Source organism: Blastocatellia bacterium, from assembly GCA_025055075.1.
Classification (GTDB): Bacteria; Acidobacteriota; Blastocatellia; order HR10; family HR10; genus HR10.
The window spans coordinates 1-17,667 of sequence record JANWYV010000047.1; the positions used below are offsets into that span (position 1 = coordinate 1).

Genomic DNA, 17,667 nt, shown 5'->3' on the forward strand with positions numbered 1-17,667 from the left:
ATCGGTCGCGCTCACATAGGCGATGAAGAGATCATCGGCGGAACGCTTGAATCGCCCTACGGCTTTCTGAAGCGAGAGCTGCGCATCCAGCCACGCGCTCAATGGCGGCATGGCATATTCGAGCGTCATCGTCAGGCCCGAGGGATGGTAATCGAACAGCTCTCGGAACGTCCCCTCGATGAACGTGCGTCGGCGGAAGCGATGCCAGAATCCTCCTCGCATGGCGTTCGCCGTCGGATCGTAGTAGTAATCCTCGTACCCGGGCGAGGGAGGAGCACCAAGCGGCTTCAAGATCTCAATGAAGGCCGGATTGGTGAGCGTGGGGAATGGCGCGATCAATCGCGCTGGGCGATGGAAGAAGGCGAAGTGTCCTTGGCGCGCCAATTCATCCACGAGCGCGTATCCGACTCCGTCGAGTGAGAGGATGAAATGGCGGGCCGGGGGGGATTCGAGCGAAGGTCGAGGACTCGAGCCACCGCCATGCTGTGGGTTCATCATCGCCACTCCGAGCATGAGTACGCCAAGCAGTGGCTGAATTCGAATGCGCGCCATCTTCTCAGCGAGGGAGAACGCGGCCTAGGAGGACGACTCGCGGGAGCTTTTCGCCGCCAAGAGCTCAGCGACGACACGATAGGCCGCTTCGAGCGCTTCGGACAATCGTTCCAGATCCCGTCCTCCGGCTTCGGCCAAATCGGGACGCCCGCCTCCGCGTCCGCCGATGATCGTCGCCAACGCGCGCACGATCTGGCCGGCGTCCAATGTCGGCACCAGATCGCGAGAGACGCGGACCAGAAGCGCCGCCTTCCCATCGCGCGCCTGGCCGAGGACGATGACGCCGGAAGCGAGCTTCTGGAGCAACCGATCGGCGAGCTCCCGCAACCCGGATGGATCAAGCCCCTCGACGCATTTGGTCAGGACCTTCACGCCGTTTATGTCGCGCACATCGCTCAACGCATCGGTGAGGGCTTGAGCGGCCAATCGGAGGCGCAGGGCTTCAACTTCTCGCTCCAGGCGCTTGAGTTCGGCTTGCAATCGTTCGACCTGCGCCGGCAATTCCGCTGGCGTTGTGCGCAGCATCTCGGCCAGTTCGGCGAGCCGCATCTCATCTTCCTGGAAGCGTTCGAGCGCCGCGCGCCCGCACACGGCTTCGATTCGCCGAACTCCCGCTCCGATGGACTCCTCTTTCACGATCTTGAAAAGCCCAATGTCGCCGGTTCGCGCGACGTGCGTTCCGCCACACAGCTCTTTGGAGAATCCGGGGACTTCGACGACGCGCACTCGGCTGCTGTACTTCTCGCCGAAGAAAGCGAGGGCTCCCGCCTGCAGGGCGCGCTCCAGCTCCATCTCGACCTTGGTGACCTCGATGTTGCGGAGGATTTGTTCGTTGACCACGTCCTCGATCGTTTTGATCTCTTCCGGCGTCAGCGGCGCGAAGTGCGTGAAGTCGAAGCGCAATCGGTCCGGCGCCACGAGGCTTCCCGCCTGTTTGACGTGTGGGCCAAGCACTTCGCGCAGCGCCGCATGCAGCAAGTGCGTCGCCGTGTGATGGGGACGAATGCGCTCGCGTCGCTCGACATCAATGCGCGCTCGGACGCGATCGCCTACGCGCAACTCGCCCATTTCGATTCGCGCGACGTGCGCGTACTTGATGACGGTCGCCGTCCCGTCAGCGACGAACGTTTTGGAGACCGTATCCAGGACCAACGCCCGCGCGCCTTCGCTCTCGATCACGCCCGTATCGCCCACCTGTCCTCCCGACTCCGCATAGAACGGCGTTTGATCGAGCGCGACGTCCACGAGCTGGCCCGCTGCGACGTGATCCACCGACTGCCCATTCACAAAGAGGGCGAGCACGCGTGCCTCGCACTCAGTCTGTTCGTAACCGAGGAAGCGCGTCTCGATCTCCCGCGTGATGACGACGGCCTCCGTGCCGGTGAGCTTCTCCTGCACGCTCTTCTTCCACGCGGCGAGCGCCCGCTGCCGTTGCTCCTGGAGCGCGGCTTGAAATCCTTCCCAATCCACGTCGCGACCATGTTGGGCGGCGATGTATTCGATCAAGTCCTCGCGCAGTCCGTAAGTGTCGTAGAGCGTGAAGGCATCCATCCCAGAGATTCGACGACCCGGCGTGCGCTCCAAGATCTCGTCGAATTTTCGCAAGCCGGCCGAGAGCGTGGACGTGAAGAGTTGCTCTTCGCGGCGCACGACGCGCTCGATCGTCGCACGCGCATCGAGAAGTTCGGGATAGGCCGAGGCCATCACCTGCACCACCGCGTCGGTCACGTGGTGGAAGAAGGGCGGCGAGATGCCGAGCTTCCGTCCATGCCAGAGCGCACGCCGCATGATCTTGCGCAAGACATAGGCTCGTTGCTCATTGCCCGGGAAGACGCCATCGGCCACCAAAAAGGCCGTCGCCCGCGCATGGTCGGCGATGACGCGCATGGATATGCCTTCGTCGCTCTCGCTCACATATGGGCGACCGGCCAGCTCGGCGATGCGCTCCAGCAGCGGACGAATCAAATCCGTGTCGTAATTCGACTTCACGCCCTGTAGGACGGCGGCCATGCGCTCCAAGCCCATGCCGGTATCCACGGAGGGTTTCGGCAAAGGCGTGAGCGCTCCACTCTCATCCCGATTGAATTGCATGAAGACGAGGTTCCAGATCTCGATGATGTGATCCCCTGGGCCGTTCACATATTCGGCGCGATTGAAGGCCGGATCATCCCCGATGAAGATGTGGATTTCGCTGCATGGGCCGCAGGGACCGGTGTCGCCCATCGCCCAGAAATTCTCCTCAGCGCCGAAGCGTAGGATGCGCTCGGGCGCTGCCCCCACCTTCCGCCAGAGCGTCGCCGCCTCCTCGTCCTCTTCGTAGACGGTGAACCAGAGGCGGTCGAGGGGGAGCTGCCACTGGTTCACCAAGAGGTCCCACGCGAACCAGATCGCTTCCTCCTTGAAGTAATCGCCGAAGCTGAAATTCCCGAGCATCTCGAAGAATGTGTGATGACGAGCCGTCTTGCCCACTTGTTCGAGATCATTGTGTTTGCCGCCGGCGCGCACGCACTTTTGCGCTGAGGCCGCTCGCGTGTAATCGCGCTCTTCGAGCCCGAGGAAGACGTTCTTGAACTGATTCATCCCGGCGTTGGCGAAAAGCAGCGTCGGATCTTGCGGCAGGACGAGGGGAGAGCTTTTCACGATCCGATGACCATGCCGCTCGAAATATTCGAGAAAGGCGCGACGAATCTCATGCCCGCTGGCTCTCCACATAGTGTTCGCACTCCTCTCCTCGCTCGGAGGCCCTCGGAGAATTTCGATGGAGCGCTCATCTGCCCCCTCGGCGAGAGCCCCTGAGACCACATAAGAATAGCCCAAAACCTGTCCTCCGACAACGTCGGGAGGCAGCGGGAAAGAATCGCCCATGATACGATTCCCCCCTCGGTCGCTCATCTTCTCGGCTCATGAGCACGGGCGGCTTTTGAGGCGACCGGTTCGGGAGGGTCTTCGGTTATTCGCTGACTTGAGCCGAGGGCTGTAACCGGTCACTCGAGGCGGGCGTCTTTTGAAAGCGAGCAAAACGCGGAGAGAGAGCTATGGGAATTTCGCGACGGGAATTTTTGCGGTATTGCGGGGTGACGACGGTCGCGCTGACTTCATTCAGGGAATGGCCGCTCGGTCCGGTGGCCGAGATCTCAGCGCGAACGCTTTCGGTGACGGATTGGAAGGAACTGGCGGACATCGCCTTGGAGCGGGCGCGGCGACTGGGAGCCAGCTACGCCGATATTCGCCTCATTCGCTCGCGGCGGGAGACGGTCGCGATAGGGCCAGGAGGCGGTGGGCTCGGCGCCTTCTTCGCTCCGGAGGAAGGCGATCGGCGCGGGGCGCGGGTCACTCGCTCAGAGAGCCTGGGCTTCGGCGTGCGCGTCCTCTACCGTGGGACGTGGGGATTTTCAGCGAGTCCCCTGATCACACCCGACGAGATCCGGCGCATCGCGGAGGAAGCGGTCGCCATCGCGCGCGCCAATGCCGCGATCAACACGACGCGCGTGCGTTTGGCGCCTGTGAAGGCGTACCGCGACACTTGGCAGACGCCGATCGTGAAGAACCCCTTCGACGTGAGTTTGGAGGAGAAGATCGGTCTCCTCGTCAGGGTGGACGAGACCGGACGAAAGGTCAGGGGGGTCGCGCGCGTCTCGGCCTCGCTCGCTTTCGTGCATGATCACAAGCGCTTCGCGTCAACCGAGGGCTCCTATATCGAACAGCACATCTACCAAACGTTGCCCAATCTCACAGTCACGGCCATGCGCCGCGAAGTGGGCCCGCGCCCGGAAATCGCCACGCGCAACGCCTTCATCCCCCCGCAGAGCATCGGGTACGAATACGTCGAGCAGTTGAAGTGGGGGGACATCGTCGAGCAAATCGCCCATGAGGCCGTCGAGATGCTCTCGGCCAAGGAGGTGTCGCCTGGACGCTACACGTTGCTCATCGCGCCGTCGAATCTCTATCTCACCATCCACGAGACGATCGGGCATTCGACGGAATTGGATCGCGTCCTCGGCTACGAGGCGAATTTCGCGGGGACGAGCTTCCTCACGCTGGACAAGCTCGGGAAGTATCGCGTCGGATCGAAGATCGTCAATTTCGTCGCCGATCGCACGACGCCCGGCGGATTGGCGACCGTTGGTTATGACGACGACGGCGTGCCCGCGCAGCGGTGGCATCTGATCCGAGAGGGCATCCTCGTCGGCTATCAGACGACGCGCGAGTTGGCGCACGTCGTTCGGGAGAATTTCTCGCGCGGATGCAGCTATGCCGATAGTTGGAGCTCCATGCCGATCCCGCGCATGCCCAACGTTTGGCTCGAGCCGGGGAAGGAGAAGCTCAGTCCTGAAGATTTGATCGCGGACACGAAAGAGGGCATCCTGATCGAAGGGCGCGGGAGCTACTCGATTGATCAACAGCGGCTCAATTTCCAATTCGGCGGCAACGCCTTCTGGGAGATCAAAAACGGCAAGAAAGTCGGCATGCTCCGCAACGTCGTCTATCAATCCTATACGCCCGAATTCTGGAACTCCTGCGACGCGATCTGCAGCCAAGAGTATTGGGTCAATCAAGGCACGCCTGGGGATGGCAAGGGCGAGCCGCAGCAGACCAATAGCGTCAGCCATGGTTGCGCCATGGCGCGCTTCCGCAACATCACCGTCTTCAATTCAGGGAGTGTGTGACCGATGAGAGAAAGAACGCGAACGCGACGTGCCGTTCTCGGCCTCGGAGGATTCCTGGAACAGGCCCCCATGCCGGGGCCTCGGCGAGAAGGTTCAGATTTTCTGCTCGATCGCGAACAGGTCCGACGCTTGACGGAGATGGTGCTCTCGCTCTCGCCGTCGAAGGAGACGGTCGTCCTCATTCGTCGGACTTACGCCACGCATCTTCGAGCGGCTTTCAACGCCATCACGACGAGCGGATCCACTTACACGACGACCGTGACCGTTGGACTCGTGCTGGGGAATCGGCTCGGCGTGGCGACGGGCGAGGACGTGAGCGAGGCGGTCTTGCGCAGGGTAGTGAAGGAAGCGGAAGAGAACGCGCGCTCGGAATGGTTCGGGATACCGCTTTCTGAAGGGCGCGATCCTCTGCCCGGGCCGCAGGAATATCTCCCGATCTCCGCTTTCTTCGAGAGCACGGCGCGGGCGACGCCCGAAGCGCGAGCTGATCGCATGCGACGTGTCTTGGCGGCCGCTCAGGCGAAGAATCTCGTCGCTGCGGCCTTCATGACGACGAGCGCGGGGATCGTGGCCATCGCCAATAGCGCGGGCCTTTTCGCCTATCATGCTTCAACCGATGCGCAGATCTCGATGACGTTTCGGACTAGGGACGGCAGTGGGTCCGGTTGGGCGGCCACCAGCGCGCGCGATTTCGAGGCATTGGATGTCGAGGAAGCTGCTCGAATCGCCGCTGAGAAAGCGCTCCGTTCAGTGAATCCGCGCGAGCTGCCCCCGGGGGATTACACGGTCATCCTGGAGCCAGATGCCTTCGCCGATATGGGGCCGAACGTGACCGCCCTCCTGACCGGGCGAATGGGAGGCGGTGGAGGGATCTTCGGGCCGGATGTCTCCTTGCTTCCGGCCGAGCGCGTCGAAGTGGGGAAGCCCATCACGAATCCGCTCTATACGCTGCGGAGCGATCCTACGCATCCGAAGCTGCTTGGCATGCCCTTCACCCTCGCGGGAGGAGGATTCGGTGGTGGTTTCGGTGGAGGGGGGGTCGGCGGCGGAGCCGCACTGCTTCAGGCCGGACGCCCTACGCGAAAGATCACCTGGATTGAGAAGGGCATCGTCCGGAACGTCATCCTCTCTCCAGCGCAAGCACGGCGCGAGAATCGGGAGCCGACGCCTGCTCCGACGAGCCTCATCATCGAGGGTGGGGAGGGGACTTTGGAGGACCTCATCCGCAAGACTGATCGCGCGCTCTTGGTCACGCGCTTCTGGTATATCCGCGCACTCAATCCCCTGTTGGGAACGAGCACGGGGCTGACGCGCGATGGTCTGTTTCTGGTCGAGAACGGCGAGATCAAATATCCGATCAAGAACTTCCGCTTCAACGAGAGCTGGCGCACGGTCGTCGAGAATACGGAGGCGATGACGGCCCCCTATAAGCGCGTTCGCGATGCGCTCTATCCGGCCGTGCGCACGCGCGCCTTCACCTTCAGCAGTGGCTCCGACGCCATCGAATGACGTTTGCGCGAAACCAAAACGGAGGTGAGGCGTAAATCAATACCGGAAATTGAGGGTGGAGAAGGAGGGACCATGCGAGGAGTACGAAATGGGCCGAATCTGGAGCGACGGGGCCGTCGCTCCGCTCATAGGTGGGGACAAGGAATAGGGGCGCTCCTTTTGATCGGAGCCTTGAGCCTTCAGGGATTGGCTCAGGGCGTGCGCTCCAATCCCTTGGAGTTACGTGGCATCGTCGTGGATCCAAGTGGAGCGATCATCCTCGGCGCCGAGGTCGTGCTCCGAGATGCGCAAGGGCAGGAGCAGCGGCATGTCACCGATGCCAGTGGGGAATTCCGCTTCGGTCCCTTGACGCCAGGGACCTATAGTCTGCGCGTCACTGCCGAAGGGTTCGCCTCGTACGAGGAGCCGGCTTTGATTGTGGAACCTGGTCCTGGGGGGACGACGCGCGTCAAGAGCGGAGAAACGGTTCTGCCGCATCCGCTCACGATCATGCTGGAGATTTTGATCACCGAACGCCTGGAGGTGACCGATGAGACGCGCGTCTCGGTCGAGCCGGATGCGAACCTCTCGGCGGTCGTGATTCGCGGAGCGGACTTGGAGGCTCTACCCGATGATCCAGAGGAGTTGCTGAATGTGCTGCGCCAGATGGCCGGGCCTTCGGTCGGCGCGGGAGACGTGCAGGTCTTCGTGGATGGGTTCCGCGAGACCGGGCGCATCCCGCCGCGTAGCGCGATCCGCGAGATTCGCATCAACGCCAATCCCTTCTCCGCCGAGTTCCGCGAGCCCGGGCGTGGGCGTATCGAGATCCTCACGCGGCCGGGCACGGAGTTGTTCCGCGTCAACGGCTTCTTCGATTTCAACGACGAGGCTTTGAATGCGCGCAATGCCTTCGCGCCCGTGCGCGCTCCCTTGCAGGTCCGACGCTACGGTGGCTTCCTGAGCGGCCCCATTCTCCGCAATCGCTCCTCATTCTTCGCCGAGCTGCAGCGGCGCGAGATGGACGAGAACGAGACCGTGCGCGCGACCATTTTGGATCCTGTGACGCTTCAGCCCACGCCGTTTGCCGCAGTCGTGGAGACTCCGCAGCGGGGTACGGAATTCTCGCTCCGCAGCGAGTGGCAGCTTTGGAAAGATCACACGCTCAGCGCCGGGTATCGGTTCTTCGATAGCACGAGCCAAAATCAGGGAGTCGGAGGCTTCAACCTCCCGGAACGCGCTTCGACCAGTGAGAGCCAACAGCAAACGCTGCGCTTCTCGCTCACCTCGCTCATTCAGCGGCGCATGACGAACGAGCTGCGATTGCAGTTGAACCGCCGCGAGTCCGGGAGTCAAGCGCTCTCAGAGAAACCAGCTATCGTCGTCCTCGATGCTTTCAGTGGTGGAGGGAATCAAGGTTCCCTCTTCAATTATCGGATCAACGATGAGCTGGAGTTCTCGAACACCTTCTCTCTCCCCTGGCGGCGCCATTTTGTGAGAATGGGTGTGCGGGCGGAGGCCGATCGCCTGGAGGATGTGAATCGCTCGAATTTCGGCGGCACGTTCACCTTCTCCAGTCTCGAACAATATCGCAGCGTATTGTTGGGCGTTCCGGGCGCGCGGCCGACCCAATTCACCATCAATCGAGGCGATCCGTTGGCCGCGCTTACACTTTGGGAGTTCGCGTGGTTCATTCAAGACGACTGGCGCGTGCGTCCGAATCTGACGCTCTCCTTCGGGCTCCGGCATGAGTTCCAGACGCACCTTCGCGATCGGCTCAACTTCGCGCCGCGATTCGGATTCGCATGGTCGCCGCGCAACAATCAACGGACGGTCGTTCGCGGAGGTGCGGGGATCTTCTACGACGCGCTCGAAGCGAATCTCGTGCTCAACACGATTCGATTCGATGGGCGGCGTCAGCAACAGATCATCATTCGCTTCCCCGGCTTTCCCGATCCGTTCTCCGATGGAGAGGTGACCATCCGCCCGACCAGCTTGCGCGTGCTGGCGCCGGATTTGGTCGCTCCGTACACGTTCCAGAGCACGATCGAGGTGGAGCGGCAGCTTCCGCGCGGCATCTTCGTGAATGTGGGGTATTCGCGCATTCGCGGAGTGCATCTGTTCCGCTCGCGAAACATCAATGCGCCGCTGCCGGGCACGATAACGCCGCCGGATCCAACGCGTGGTCCCATCTTTCAGATCGAGTCCACGGCCTATTCGCTGCGCCATGAATTCCGGCTGGGCTTCCGCCGGCAGTTCACTCGAACGTTCACGCTTTTCGGCAGCTACGTACTCTCCTCGACGAAGAACGATAGCGATGGGGCGTTCTCCACGCCGGTCAACCAGTACGATGCGCGGACTGAGTGGGGACGCGCCAGCTTCGACTCCCGACATTGGTTCTTCGCCGGTGGGATGATCACATTGCCTTGGGGCATCCGCGTAGCGCCGCTGGTGAACATTCGTTCGAGCCGGCCGTTCAACATCACGACCGGGCAGGACAACAATCTCGATACGATCATCAACGATCGTCCTTCCTTTGCTGATCCCACGATGCCGGGCGCGATCCGAACGCCGTTTGGGACGTTCAACCCGAATCCGCGTCCTGGAGAGCCGATCATCCCGCGCAACTTTGGTACGGGCCCAGCCTATCGGAATGTGGACGTAGTCGTCAGCCGCACGTTCGGATTCGGCCAACCGCGCACGCGCGGTGGATGGCCACAACTCGGTCGGCAGGAGGGGGACGCCCAGCAAGGTCCACGTGGAGCTGGCGGTGGAATGGGACGTCCCGGTGGTGGGATGGGGGGACCTAGAGGAGGAATGGGCGGACCCGGAGGCGGACCTGGGGGAGGATTCGGCGGTCCCGGAGGAGGGTTCGGCGGTCCCGGGGGAGGATTTGGTGGCGCTGGTGGAGGGTTCGGCGGAGGATTCCCGGGATTTGGCGGGGGCGAGTATCGGTACAGCTTTACGCTCACTGTCCGCGCGGCGAACCTGTTCAACAATGTCAACTTCACGAACTACAGCGGCGTGCTTACCTCTCCGTTCTTCGGACGGGCGAATTCGTCTATGCCGGCGCGCCGTATCGAGCTCCAATTGCGGTTCAATTTCTGAGCTGCAACGCGTGAGGTTGACATTTGCTGTGCGGGACGATCGGCCGCATAGAGATCATCGGCTCGGATGATGGGGGATTCGTCTCCGAGAGGATCCAGCCCCTGAAGTGCGGACCCGATCGAAGCGCTGATCGCGCCTCCTCAAAGAGGCGTCAAACTGTCTGTGTTGCCTGACTGCCCGAAGCTCTTCCTCAACTCCGCTCCGGCTAGGCTCCGGTCGCTCGCTTGGCCACATGGCGCGTTCTTTTCGCTTGGCAGAGCCGATTTGCAGATCGTCCTCGATGCCGTTCCTTGAGCCTCGTGAGAGGAGAAGGGGCCGTGACTAGAGACCTGCCGTCAGGCGACGGTTATAATGGGGTGAGCTTGGGGACTTTCGCCTTTTGTGCCACAAGTGGTATATCTTCTCGCACGAAGACATATGGAGGGACGGTCTCGTTAGCCGCGCGCGGAGGTTGACGGGAGCGATCGTTTCGATTAAGCTAATCGCCGCGCGGGCGAGGGAACGTATACCCAACGCGCATGCTGTCTCGGACGGCATAGAGATTGATTCCCGGGAGGGAGTTATGCGAAGGATCGCTTATCTCCTCATTGTCGTCGCCTGGTCCTTCCCGAGTCCTCGCGCGCGAGTTCCCGAATCGCATCACGGCGAACCGCAGGCGAACGTGTTCACGGCCATTGAGGTCTATACGGTGTTGGACGCAGGCAACGATTCCACAGGGAGCATCACGCGCAATAACGCGACGACGGGGAATCTGGGGGGGACGACCGGTTTGGAACGTGGCATCGCCGTGCGGCCCGGTGATCCGACCATCGTCTATATCGCGCGCGGAGCAACGACGACTGGAGATGGACGTGCGGGAGGAGTCGTGGGTCTAGCGGCGATCAAGCTTCAGGAAAAGACCGATGGCGATTTCAATCCGAACACCGATCCCGATCTTCCGCTCGCTTACGTGGATACGGGGTTGATCGTCTCTGGCGGACAACCAGCGAATTTCTCTTTCATCCAGGGAATCGCCTACGATCCCGTGCTCGATAAGGTGTGGGCTCTTGATGGAACGGGAGCGACTCCCCGCGTGTGGGTTTTCGATGGCGGATCCGTGGGGGGAGCGGAGCATGGGGGCGGCGTGGCTCGAACGGCCGTCGCGCGGGGAATCCAACTGGCATTCCAGGCCGACAATACCTCGGGGCTTAGCGGTCGAGGTCAAGCGCTCGCCGTGCGCGTGGACCCGCGAGATCGAAGCCATATTGTGGTGGCCTTGGCCATGGGAAACCACGTCGAAGTGTGGGAGAGCCGAACCGGTCTCTCTGGTCCGTGGACGCTGCGGTGGGAGAGTGGATCGGATCCGGATGGCGCAGGGCCAATCCCGGCATTCAGCACTGAGTCAGTGCGCGATGTTGCCTTCGATGAGAAGGGCGATGTGTGGGTGACGCACGTGCACGAGGGGGCTGACAATTATCTCCATCGCTACAGCGGTGAGGGCGTAGGGCGTGGACGCTTCGCCGATGAGACCGTCATGCTCCCCTTTCCTCCCTTCGTGCTGCATCTTGAAGCGTTCGCGCGTGGGTTCAATAGCGTGAAATTCTATCGTCAGGGCGAGGCGATCATGCTCATCGCCGTGAATCGCAGTCGCGATGATGCCCGCATCGCCGTGGTTCGATACCTTCGAGGGGGAAGGCCAGGACAGTACGACTTCACCGCTCTGGATGGATTTGGCAGCAACGTGAGCGAGGCCCTTCAGGACGAGACGCTGCGCACGCTGCGCTTGAAGGGATCGGCGCGGGAGACGCAGCCTGGAGGAGGAACGCTCAACGGGTTGATGTATCTCTCGCTTCCGTACTCTTCGGCGGGCGATCTCACGCTTCAGGAGGAAGCGCTGTATCTGAACGGATTCGTGGTGGATCGGCGAAAAGGACAGACGCTCCCGACTTCGGGCGTTCTTCGCGTGAAGATCCCTCCCAAGCGGTGATCTCCAAAGGGCTTCGCGACGGACGAGGAAGGACTCGTCCTCACGGCTTCTTCGCAAATGGCCGGTAACTTCGCGTCGCGCGAACGGTGACCTCGGCCCGCGCAAGATGCACTTCGATCGTGTGCGCGCGCTTAGGATCTGGAGGGTTGGAGGAGATGTAACCCAGGACGTAGTGGAAGCGAAGATGCTTGGCCAGCTCGACCAAGTTGCGTTCGAGGTTCGCATCGGTGCGGTAGAGCTCGCCTCCGGTCGTCGCCGCCAATTGTTCGAGATACTCATTTCGGGAGGACGCGCGTTCGGTCACGTAAATGGGATAGATGGTGACGAAGCTACGTCGAGCGAGCCAGAGCGTCTCATCACGCCGCGCTTCTGTGCTGCCGCGATCCTGGCCGTCGGTCACCAACAGGAGCGCCGTGCGCGCGTTCGCTTGTTCCTCAAGGCGCTCAAGGGCGATAGCGACGGCATCGTAGAGTTTCGTCCGATCCGTGGGATCGCGCGTGGGCTCGAGCTGCCGGAGGACCTCTCGCAGCCGATCCACGCTGAGCGTGAAATCGGACTCGAGCGCAACGCGGCTGCTGAAGGAGATCACCGAGACCTCGTCGTGCGGTCCGAGATTGAGGAGGAATTCCAAGAGGGCATCGAGTGCTCTCGGGAGTCCAAAGGCGACGCTCGGACTTCGATCCACGAGCACGATGATTCGAAGAGGGGCACGGGGAGAGAGGAATCGCTCGATGCGCTGCGCACGTCCGAGTTCGAGGACGGTGAAATCCTCCTGACGCAGATCCACAAGAGGCTGTCCCGCGCGATCGAAGACGGTAGCGTTGACGCGGACCATCGGATCTCGGTCGGCGCGCTCTCCTTGGGGGAGGAACGCGAGGTTCCGTATAGGCCCGATGACGATGAGGAGGAGGACGCCCGAAATTCGCCGCAGCATCTCAATTCAAACGAAGCGTCACGACGAGCGGCTCTCGCTCGCGGATGAGGCGAAGTGGCGCGATCTCGGCGGCGAGCGAGTGCAACGCGCGTTGCAGATCCAATCGGTTGCGAATAGGCGTGGGGCCGAGTCCGACGATCACATCTCCCGCGCGGATTCCTGCCAAGGCCGCTGGCCCATCCGGTGTCACTTCTAGGACGAGGACCCCCCTTCCCTCGCCTGCGCCGAAGAAATCCGCAAGTTGCTCGGTCAAATCCATCACGCGCAGCCCCAATCGGGTCAAGGTCCATCGGGCGGAGGTTTCAGCATCAGCTCGAGGCGCTGGCGGTGGCGGAGGGGGAGGCGGCGGCGGAGGAGGCTCCGGCATCAGCCCGCTCGGACGTTCTTCAATTGGGAGGAGAAGCCGTTTCACGTCGCCCTTTCGCCAGATCATCACGGGAACCGAGAGACCGATGGGAGTCCGAGCGATCAGCTCGGCTAGCCTTTCGACGGAAGTGACCGCTTGGCCATCATACTGAAGAAGCACATCACCTGGTTCTATCCCCACGCGCTTGGCGGGCCCTTCGGCGAACACTTCAATGACGACTACGGCCGCTCCCGGCACCGAGGAGAACACTCTCCGCTCTGCCTCTCCGAGGGAGGCGATATTCGCTGCGCGGACGCCAATCCATCCCTGTGCTGAAGAAGAGCGCCTTGCCGCTTGCGCAGCGTTTTGAGCTTCAAAAACGGCACGCTGGGCTTGGATCAGCGCCGTCTGAGCATTCATGAGAAGCCGCTTGGTCAGAGCGCGCAAACTCTCGGTCGAGCGTACGATATATGTTCCCGGGGCGTACTCTTCGGCCACTCCGAGCACCTCGCCTCTCTCCGTGAAGATGACCCCTCCATCGGCCGACCACTCCGAGGTGGGAAGCTCCAGCCAAAGCTTCGGTCGAGTCGAAGCTGTTTCTGAAAGAGCCTCGGTGGAGAGCGGCGCTTCAAGCTTCAAACGCGCCGCCTCCAGCTTGAATCGCATTGGCAAAAGGTTGTGCCGCGAGGCAGTAGCGTCCTTCCTTCTTCGTGATGGCGTCGTGCGCGCGGGTGCTCGAGGCGAAACGCTGGCTCTTTCGTCGGCGCGAGCCATCTTCGGGATTTGAGCGAGGACCTTCACCGGAGCTTCCTCTCTCCACGTCGTTCCCTCGCGCACAAAGGGCGGAGGGGTGACGCCTAAGCTCGGGACCTCTAGAACAGCATACCCCGTCGTCTCGTCCCATCGGACGAACGTCGGGCGAAGCGCACGACCATCGCGCGTGAGGACCGTCACATCGGCCTTTTGCGGATCGGGGATCGCACTCATCAAACGCACGAGGATGCGACCGCGTTCATCCACGACGAGTCCCGTCGTGATATTGGTGATTTGTTGCGATCGAGCCAAGCCATCTAAGGCGGAAGCCTGGATCCCTTGTTGTCGCAAGCTCTCGAGCAAATCGCGCACGTCGACGCGATGGATGATCGTGACGAGCCAAGGTGGAGGAAGCACTTCTGGCGTGCCGGAAGAGCGATCACGGTGCTGAGCCACAGGGTGTGAAGCCACTTCCAAGCCGATCGGTTGCGCGAGCGCGGGATTCCATCCAACCACGGTGGCAATCGCAAGACCGAGCCCAAAGGCCCGCAGCCATCCGAACCCTTTACCAGGGACGGGCCCGTGTCGATCCTTTGGTCCTACGTGTTGCCGTCTCATAGGATCCTTCGCTGTTCCTCTCGAAGGGCCGGGGTCGGTCGTGGGATGAGAGGCCGTGAGCCGAAGACGACCGGCGGAATGGCCAGCACGCTCTCCTCCTGCGTCTCCTCATTTCGCAGAAGCAGGACCACGCCATCCTGAAGCGAGGAATCGTCGAGAAGATCCACCAAATTAGTCCTCGAAAATTCGGCGGAAGAGCCCTCAAGTTTCTCCGCCAAACTCACTGTGGTTGTCGAAGGGCTTCGAGGATGATCGGAGTGCGCCAGTGAGGGGAGTGAGTCATGCTCCTTCGAACGGGTGATCTCAGACAGTTGAGACGAGCGGGCCTGCGGGGTCGCTGACGGCGAAGCGGAGGATATTGGCGCCGTCGTAGGATTGACGGCAGGCGGGCGAGCGATATGCACCTCATCGGGCACTGTGTGGCGTTCTCCCCCAAGGGTGAAAAGTAGAGCGAAGGCCAAGCCTCCAAGCGCCACGAGCGCGAGCGCTCTCGGCCACACCGCGAACGTGCGCGCTGATGAAACCGTGGAGGCGTGCAGCCGCGCGCGAAGCCGGTGTCCGAAGTCCTCCGGTACGGGAACGTCGGCGAGCGTAGCCAGCGCTCGTCGGAGTTGCCCCATGTCGTCGAGATAGGCTTGGCAGGCCGTGCACTCCGCCAGATGAGCTTGCGCCCATCCGGGGATCGGCCGGTCCGGTTCCACCGCCCGTCGAAGACGCCCGCACGTCGTCATCATCTCCCCCCTCACTCCGAGAGATACCCCCGCAGTTTCTCGCGCAAGAAATTCCGGGCGCGATTAATGCGGGATTTGACCGTGCCCAGCGGCAAGTGCAAAATCTCCGCGATCTGTTCGTAGTCCAAACCCTGAATGTCGCGGAGGATGATCGCCGCGCGATATTTCTCCGGCAGCGAGGCGACGGCCCGCGCGACGATCTGTCGCTGTTCCTCGCGCAGGATCCAGGCCTCCGGCAACGGTCGCATATCGGGCAGATCGAGCGCCTTCTCTTCATGCTCCCCATCCTTGGTCGCGAAGAAAGAGACAAGCGGGAGCATGTTCCATCGCTTGCGCCGCCGCAGTTCGCTGATGGCCAGATTCGTTGCGATCCGATAGAGATAGGTCGAGAAGCTATGGTTCGCTCGATAACGATGCGCGTTTTGATAAAGGCGCACGAACGTCTCTTGCGCCAAGTCCAAAGCCGTCTCGTAATCGTTCAGCATTCGATAGAGGTAACTGGTCATAGGCGATTGATACCGTCGGACCAGCTCATCAAATGCTCGCTCATCTCCCTCTCGCACTGCCGCCATCAGATCATGGTCGCTCCGATGGGCGTATTCAGCGATCCCCCACGTCGGCTCGATGGGTCTTGGAGGAGAGGAGTCCCTCTGCCCGTCAGCCAGGCGCGCGATGGCTTCGATCTGCACTACCGTCGGCTCCATGTCTGCTCCGCCGCTCGCTTTCATTGGCACGATTCAACACCCCCTCAGGTTCCAAAAAGTGACCGTCCTCCCTCAGTGCACACGATCCCCGGTGGGCGGCCAAGAGGGGAATCGCCCAGCTCCCTCCTCGGAGAGGAGCCCAACGGGCAGAGGGTGTTCGTGAACGAGCGTCGCGTTCACGAACGTTTGGACGATGTACGTCCCCGTGACGGGAAACGTCACGTTGGCGAAGATCGTCACGTTATCGGCATAGCCGCCGGGAGGAATGGAGAAGCTAGCTGGATGTGAGGCCGCGATGGCGTGTCTACGGTCGGGGGAGAGGATTCGCACTTCCGAGAGGTATTCCCCTTCCCCACGCCAGTGGTGCACGACGGCGAATTTCAAGATCGTGGCCGGGAGGTGAGGGACCAAGATCGCCGAGAAAACCCCGACAAATGTCAGCTTGTTCCCCACCTCCAGGCGTACATCATCGCAGAGGATCGCATACACGAGTTCAATCGGTGGGGCGGGCGAAGCTGGCGTCATATCCTCGACCCCCCGAGCGCGAGGATCAGCGCCACAACCGACGGGCCTTGAATTCGCGCTCCTCGCGCGTCCCATCCGGGCGCGTGATCGTCATCCTCCCGACCAGTTCTTGGTCCGTCATGCGCCCAGTGAAATGCAGGGTCATTCCCTGGGCCCTCACGGTGAAGGAGATGCGTCCATCCCGTGCCGTGCCCGTGAGGCGATGCGACGTCCCTTGCTCGCTGCCATCAAAGAGCACATAAGTGCCGGTGACGCGATCTCCCTGGCGCGTGAGGATGATATTCGCTCCCAAGAGCGTATTTCGTTCGGCACTCCACTTCACGTTGGAGTAGCGTCGGGTGACCGCGGCTTCTTGAGTCTCCTCAGGTGAAGTCAGCTCCTGAGCCCGAATCGTGAGGCCGTTGAGGATCAACAGCCCTCCCACCAGGCCTGAGAGAAGATGTCGCACTCCCATTCTTCTTCATCCTCCTTTCGTCCGTTCTCTACCTCCGCGTTGAAGGGCCTTTTTATCATAGCATAGGCTGCATGGGAGTTCACAGCGCCACGGGAGTGTGGAGCCCGCCTGCGCCAGGCGGGGGTCCTGGGCCAGTGGGAAAATTTTCCATCAAAGCCATGCGACGGCTTGCGCTCGCCAGAGATTTTGTTATCATTTAGGTTTTGTCCGGGACCGGATGGGGAGACCTTTCGTATGCGGAGTTGGGTCCCTCCATCAGGAGGCCGGTGTAGCTCAGGTGGTAGAGCGGCTGACTTGTAATCAGCAGGTCGTGGGTTCGAATCCCGCCACCGGCTCCAAGGTGGATCTTTGAAAACGGATGGTGCAGGGGTGGCAGAGTGGCCAAATGCACCGGGCTGTAAACCCGGCGGGCGTCATGCCCTTCGGAGGTTCGAATCCTTCCCCCTGCACCAGTCGAGCGGGCGTGGCGCAAACGGTAGCGCACGAGCCTTCCAAGCTCGGTGTTGCGGGTTCGAGTCCCGTCGCCCGCTCCATTTGAGGCTTTTTCTTTATGGCCAAACCGAGTATATTAATCGGGGCCCACGTGGCGCAGTCGGTAGCGCACGTCCTTGGTAAGGACGGGGTCGCCGGTTCAAGTCCGGTCGTGGGCTCCAGTTGAGATCACTATCGAGTAAGGAGACATCTATGGCCAAGGAGCGGTTTGAGCGGACGAAGCCGCATGTGAATGTGGGGACGATTGGGCATATTGATCATGGGAAGACGACGTTGACGAGTGCGATCACGCGGGTGTTGCACAGTCGGAATCCGCGGGTGGTGTATCGGGA

The 17,667-nt window shown here is 61.7% G+C and carries 13 protein-coding genes and 4 tRNA genes; 9 read left to right on the plus strand and 8 right to left on the minus strand.

The genetic code is table 11. The annotated features are described in order from the left end of the window. Both NZ746_11210 and alaS read right to left on the minus strand, forming a co-directional pair. Nucleotides 1–552, minus strand: a 552-nt coding sequence (locus tag NZ746_11210; protein MCS6817931.1) for a hypothetical protein, incomplete at its 3' end; no start/stop codon positions are given. A gap of 24 nt (nt 553–576) precedes the next feature. Beyond that, on the minus strand, nt 577–3,264 hold the full coding sequence (gene alaS / locus NZ746_11215) for an alanine--tRNA ligase (protein MCS6817932.1): 2,688 nt from the start codon (nt 3,262–3,264) through the stop codon (nt 577–579). A 323-nt stretch (nt 3,265–3,587) separates the two neighbouring features. Between alaS and NZ746_11220 the strand changes: the two genes are divergently transcribed. From NZ746_11220 to NZ746_11235, 4 genes are all read left to right on the plus strand, one after another. Further along, complete coding sequence (locus NZ746_11220) at nt 3,588–5,219, plus strand: TldD/PmbA family protein (protein MCS6817933.1); 1,632 nt, start codon at nt 3,588–3,590, stop codon at nt 5,217–5,219. 3 nt (nt 5,220–5,222) lie between these two features. Further along, nucleotides 5,223–6,728 carry a metallopeptidase TldD-related protein gene (locus NZ746_11225; protein ID MCS6817934.1) on the plus strand — a complete coding sequence of 502 codons (1,506 nt, stop codon included), beginning with the start codon at nt 5,223–5,225 and terminating at the stop codon, nt 6,726–6,728. A gap of 72 nt (nt 6,729–6,800) precedes the next feature. Next, on the plus strand, nt 6,801–9,812 hold the full coding sequence (locus NZ746_11230) for a TonB-dependent receptor (GenBank protein MCS6817935.1): 3,012 nt from the start codon (nt 6,801–6,803) through the stop codon (nt 9,810–9,812). A 562-nt stretch (nt 9,813–10,374) separates the two neighbouring features. Further along, complete coding sequence (locus tag NZ746_11235) at nt 10,375–11,778, plus strand: hypothetical protein (protein ID MCS6817936.1); 1,404 nt, start codon at nt 10,375–10,377, stop codon at nt 11,776–11,778. A gap of 40 nt (nt 11,779–11,818) precedes the next feature. Here the strand turns inward: NZ746_11235 and NZ746_11240 are convergent, their stop codons facing one another. The 6 genes from NZ746_11240 to NZ746_11265 form a co-directional block, all read right to left on the minus strand. After that, complete coding sequence (locus NZ746_11240) at nt 11,819–12,712, minus strand: VWA domain-containing protein (GenBank protein ID MCS6817937.1); 894 nt, start codon at nt 12,710–12,712, stop codon at nt 11,819–11,821. 1 nt (nt 12,713) lies between these two features. After that, nucleotides 12,714–14,429 (minus strand): PDZ domain-containing protein, encoded by a 1,716-nt coding sequence (locus NZ746_11245; GenBank protein ID MCS6817938.1) that lies wholly within the window; start codon nt 14,427–14,429, stop codon nt 12,714–12,716. Next, nucleotides 14,426–15,163 carry a DUF3379 domain-containing protein gene (locus NZ746_11250; protein MCS6817939.1) on the minus strand — a complete coding sequence of 246 codons (738 nt, stop codon included), beginning with the start codon at nt 15,161–15,163 and terminating at the stop codon, nt 14,426–14,428. Before NZ746_11250 ends, NZ746_11245 begins: the two co-directional genes overlap by 4 nt. An 8-nt stretch (nt 15,164–15,171) precedes the next feature. After that, nucleotides 15,172–15,864: a sigma-70 family RNA polymerase sigma factor gene (locus NZ746_11255; protein MCS6817940.1), complete on the minus strand. Its 693-nt coding sequence runs from the start codon at nt 15,862–15,864 to the stop codon at nt 15,172–15,174. A 72-nt stretch (nt 15,865–15,936) separates the two neighbouring features. Beyond that, on the minus strand, nt 15,937–16,389 hold the full coding sequence (locus NZ746_11260) for a hypothetical protein (GenBank protein ID MCS6817941.1): 453 nt from the start codon (nt 16,387–16,389) through the stop codon (nt 15,937–15,939). Between the two features lie 25 nt (nt 16,390–16,414). After that, nucleotides 16,415–16,843 carry a hypothetical protein gene (locus tag NZ746_11265; GenBank protein MCS6817942.1) on the minus strand — a complete coding sequence of 143 codons (429 nt, stop codon included), beginning with the start codon at nt 16,841–16,843 and terminating at the stop codon, nt 16,415–16,417. A gap of 262 nt (nt 16,844–17,105) precedes the next feature. Here NZ746_11265 and NZ746_11270 point away from each other — a divergent pair. The 5 genes from NZ746_11270 to NZ746_11290 all read left to right on the plus strand — a co-directional run. After that, nucleotides 17,106–17,181: transfer RNA gene (locus NZ746_11270), tRNA-Thr, on the plus strand. A 25-nt stretch (nt 17,182–17,206) separates the two neighbouring features. Then, nucleotides 17,207–17,295, plus strand: a tRNA-Tyr gene (locus tag NZ746_11275). A gap of 5 nt (nt 17,296–17,300) precedes the next feature. Beyond that, nucleotides 17,301–17,376, plus strand: a tRNA-Gly gene (locus NZ746_11280). Nucleotides 17,377–17,420: 44 nt separating this feature from the next. Then, a tRNA-Thr gene (locus tag NZ746_11285) sits at nt 17,421–17,496 on the plus strand. A 31-nt stretch (nt 17,497–17,527) separates the two neighbouring features. Continuing rightward, on the plus strand, nt 17,528–17,667 hold a 140-nt coding region (locus NZ746_11290; protein ID MCS6817943.1), incomplete at its 3' end, for a GTP-binding protein.

What these genes read in the sequence shown, in the direction of transcription:
- NZ746_11265 (MCS6817942.1), bottom strand. Translation starts at nt 16,843, where the DNA reads ATGGGAGTGCGACATCTTCTCTCAGGCCTGGTGGGAGGGCTGTTGATC.
- NZ746_11240 (MCS6817937.1), bottom strand. Translation starts at nt 12,712, where the DNA reads ATGCTGCGGCGAATTTCGGGCGTCCTCCTCCTCATCGTCATCGGGCCT.
- NZ746_11260 (MCS6817941.1), bottom strand. Translation starts at nt 16,389, where the DNA reads ATGACGCCAGCTTCGCCCGCCCCACCGATTGAACTCGTGTATGCGATC.
- NZ746_11230 (MCS6817935.1), top strand. Translation starts at nt 6,801, where the DNA reads ATGCGAGGAGTACGAAATGGGCCGAATCTGGAGCGACGGGGCCGTCGC.
- NZ746_11245 (MCS6817938.1), bottom strand. Translation starts at nt 14,429, where the DNA reads ATGAGACGGCAACACGTAGGACCAAAGGATCGACACGGGCCCGTCCCT.
- NZ746_11220 (MCS6817933.1), top strand. Translation starts at nt 3,588, where the DNA reads ATGGGAATTTCGCGACGGGAATTTTTGCGGTATTGCGGGGTGACGACG.
- alaS (MCS6817932.1), bottom strand. Translation starts at nt 3,264, where the DNA reads ATGTGGAGAGCCAGCGGGCATGAGATTCGTCGCGCCTTTCTCGAATAT.
- NZ746_11235 (MCS6817936.1), top strand. Translation starts at nt 10,375, where the DNA reads ATGCGAAGGATCGCTTATCTCCTCATTGTCGTCGCCTGGTCCTTCCCG.
- NZ746_11255 (MCS6817940.1), bottom strand. Translation starts at nt 15,864, where the DNA reads ATGGAGCCGACGGTAGTGCAGATCGAAGCCATCGCGCGCCTGGCTGAC.
- NZ746_11250 (MCS6817939.1), bottom strand. Translation starts at nt 15,163, where the DNA reads ATGATGACGACGTGCGGGCGTCTTCGACGGGCGGTGGAACCGGACCGG.
- NZ746_11225 (MCS6817934.1), top strand. Translation starts at nt 5,223, where the DNA reads ATGAGAGAAAGAACGCGAACGCGACGTGCCGTTCTCGGCCTCGGAGGA.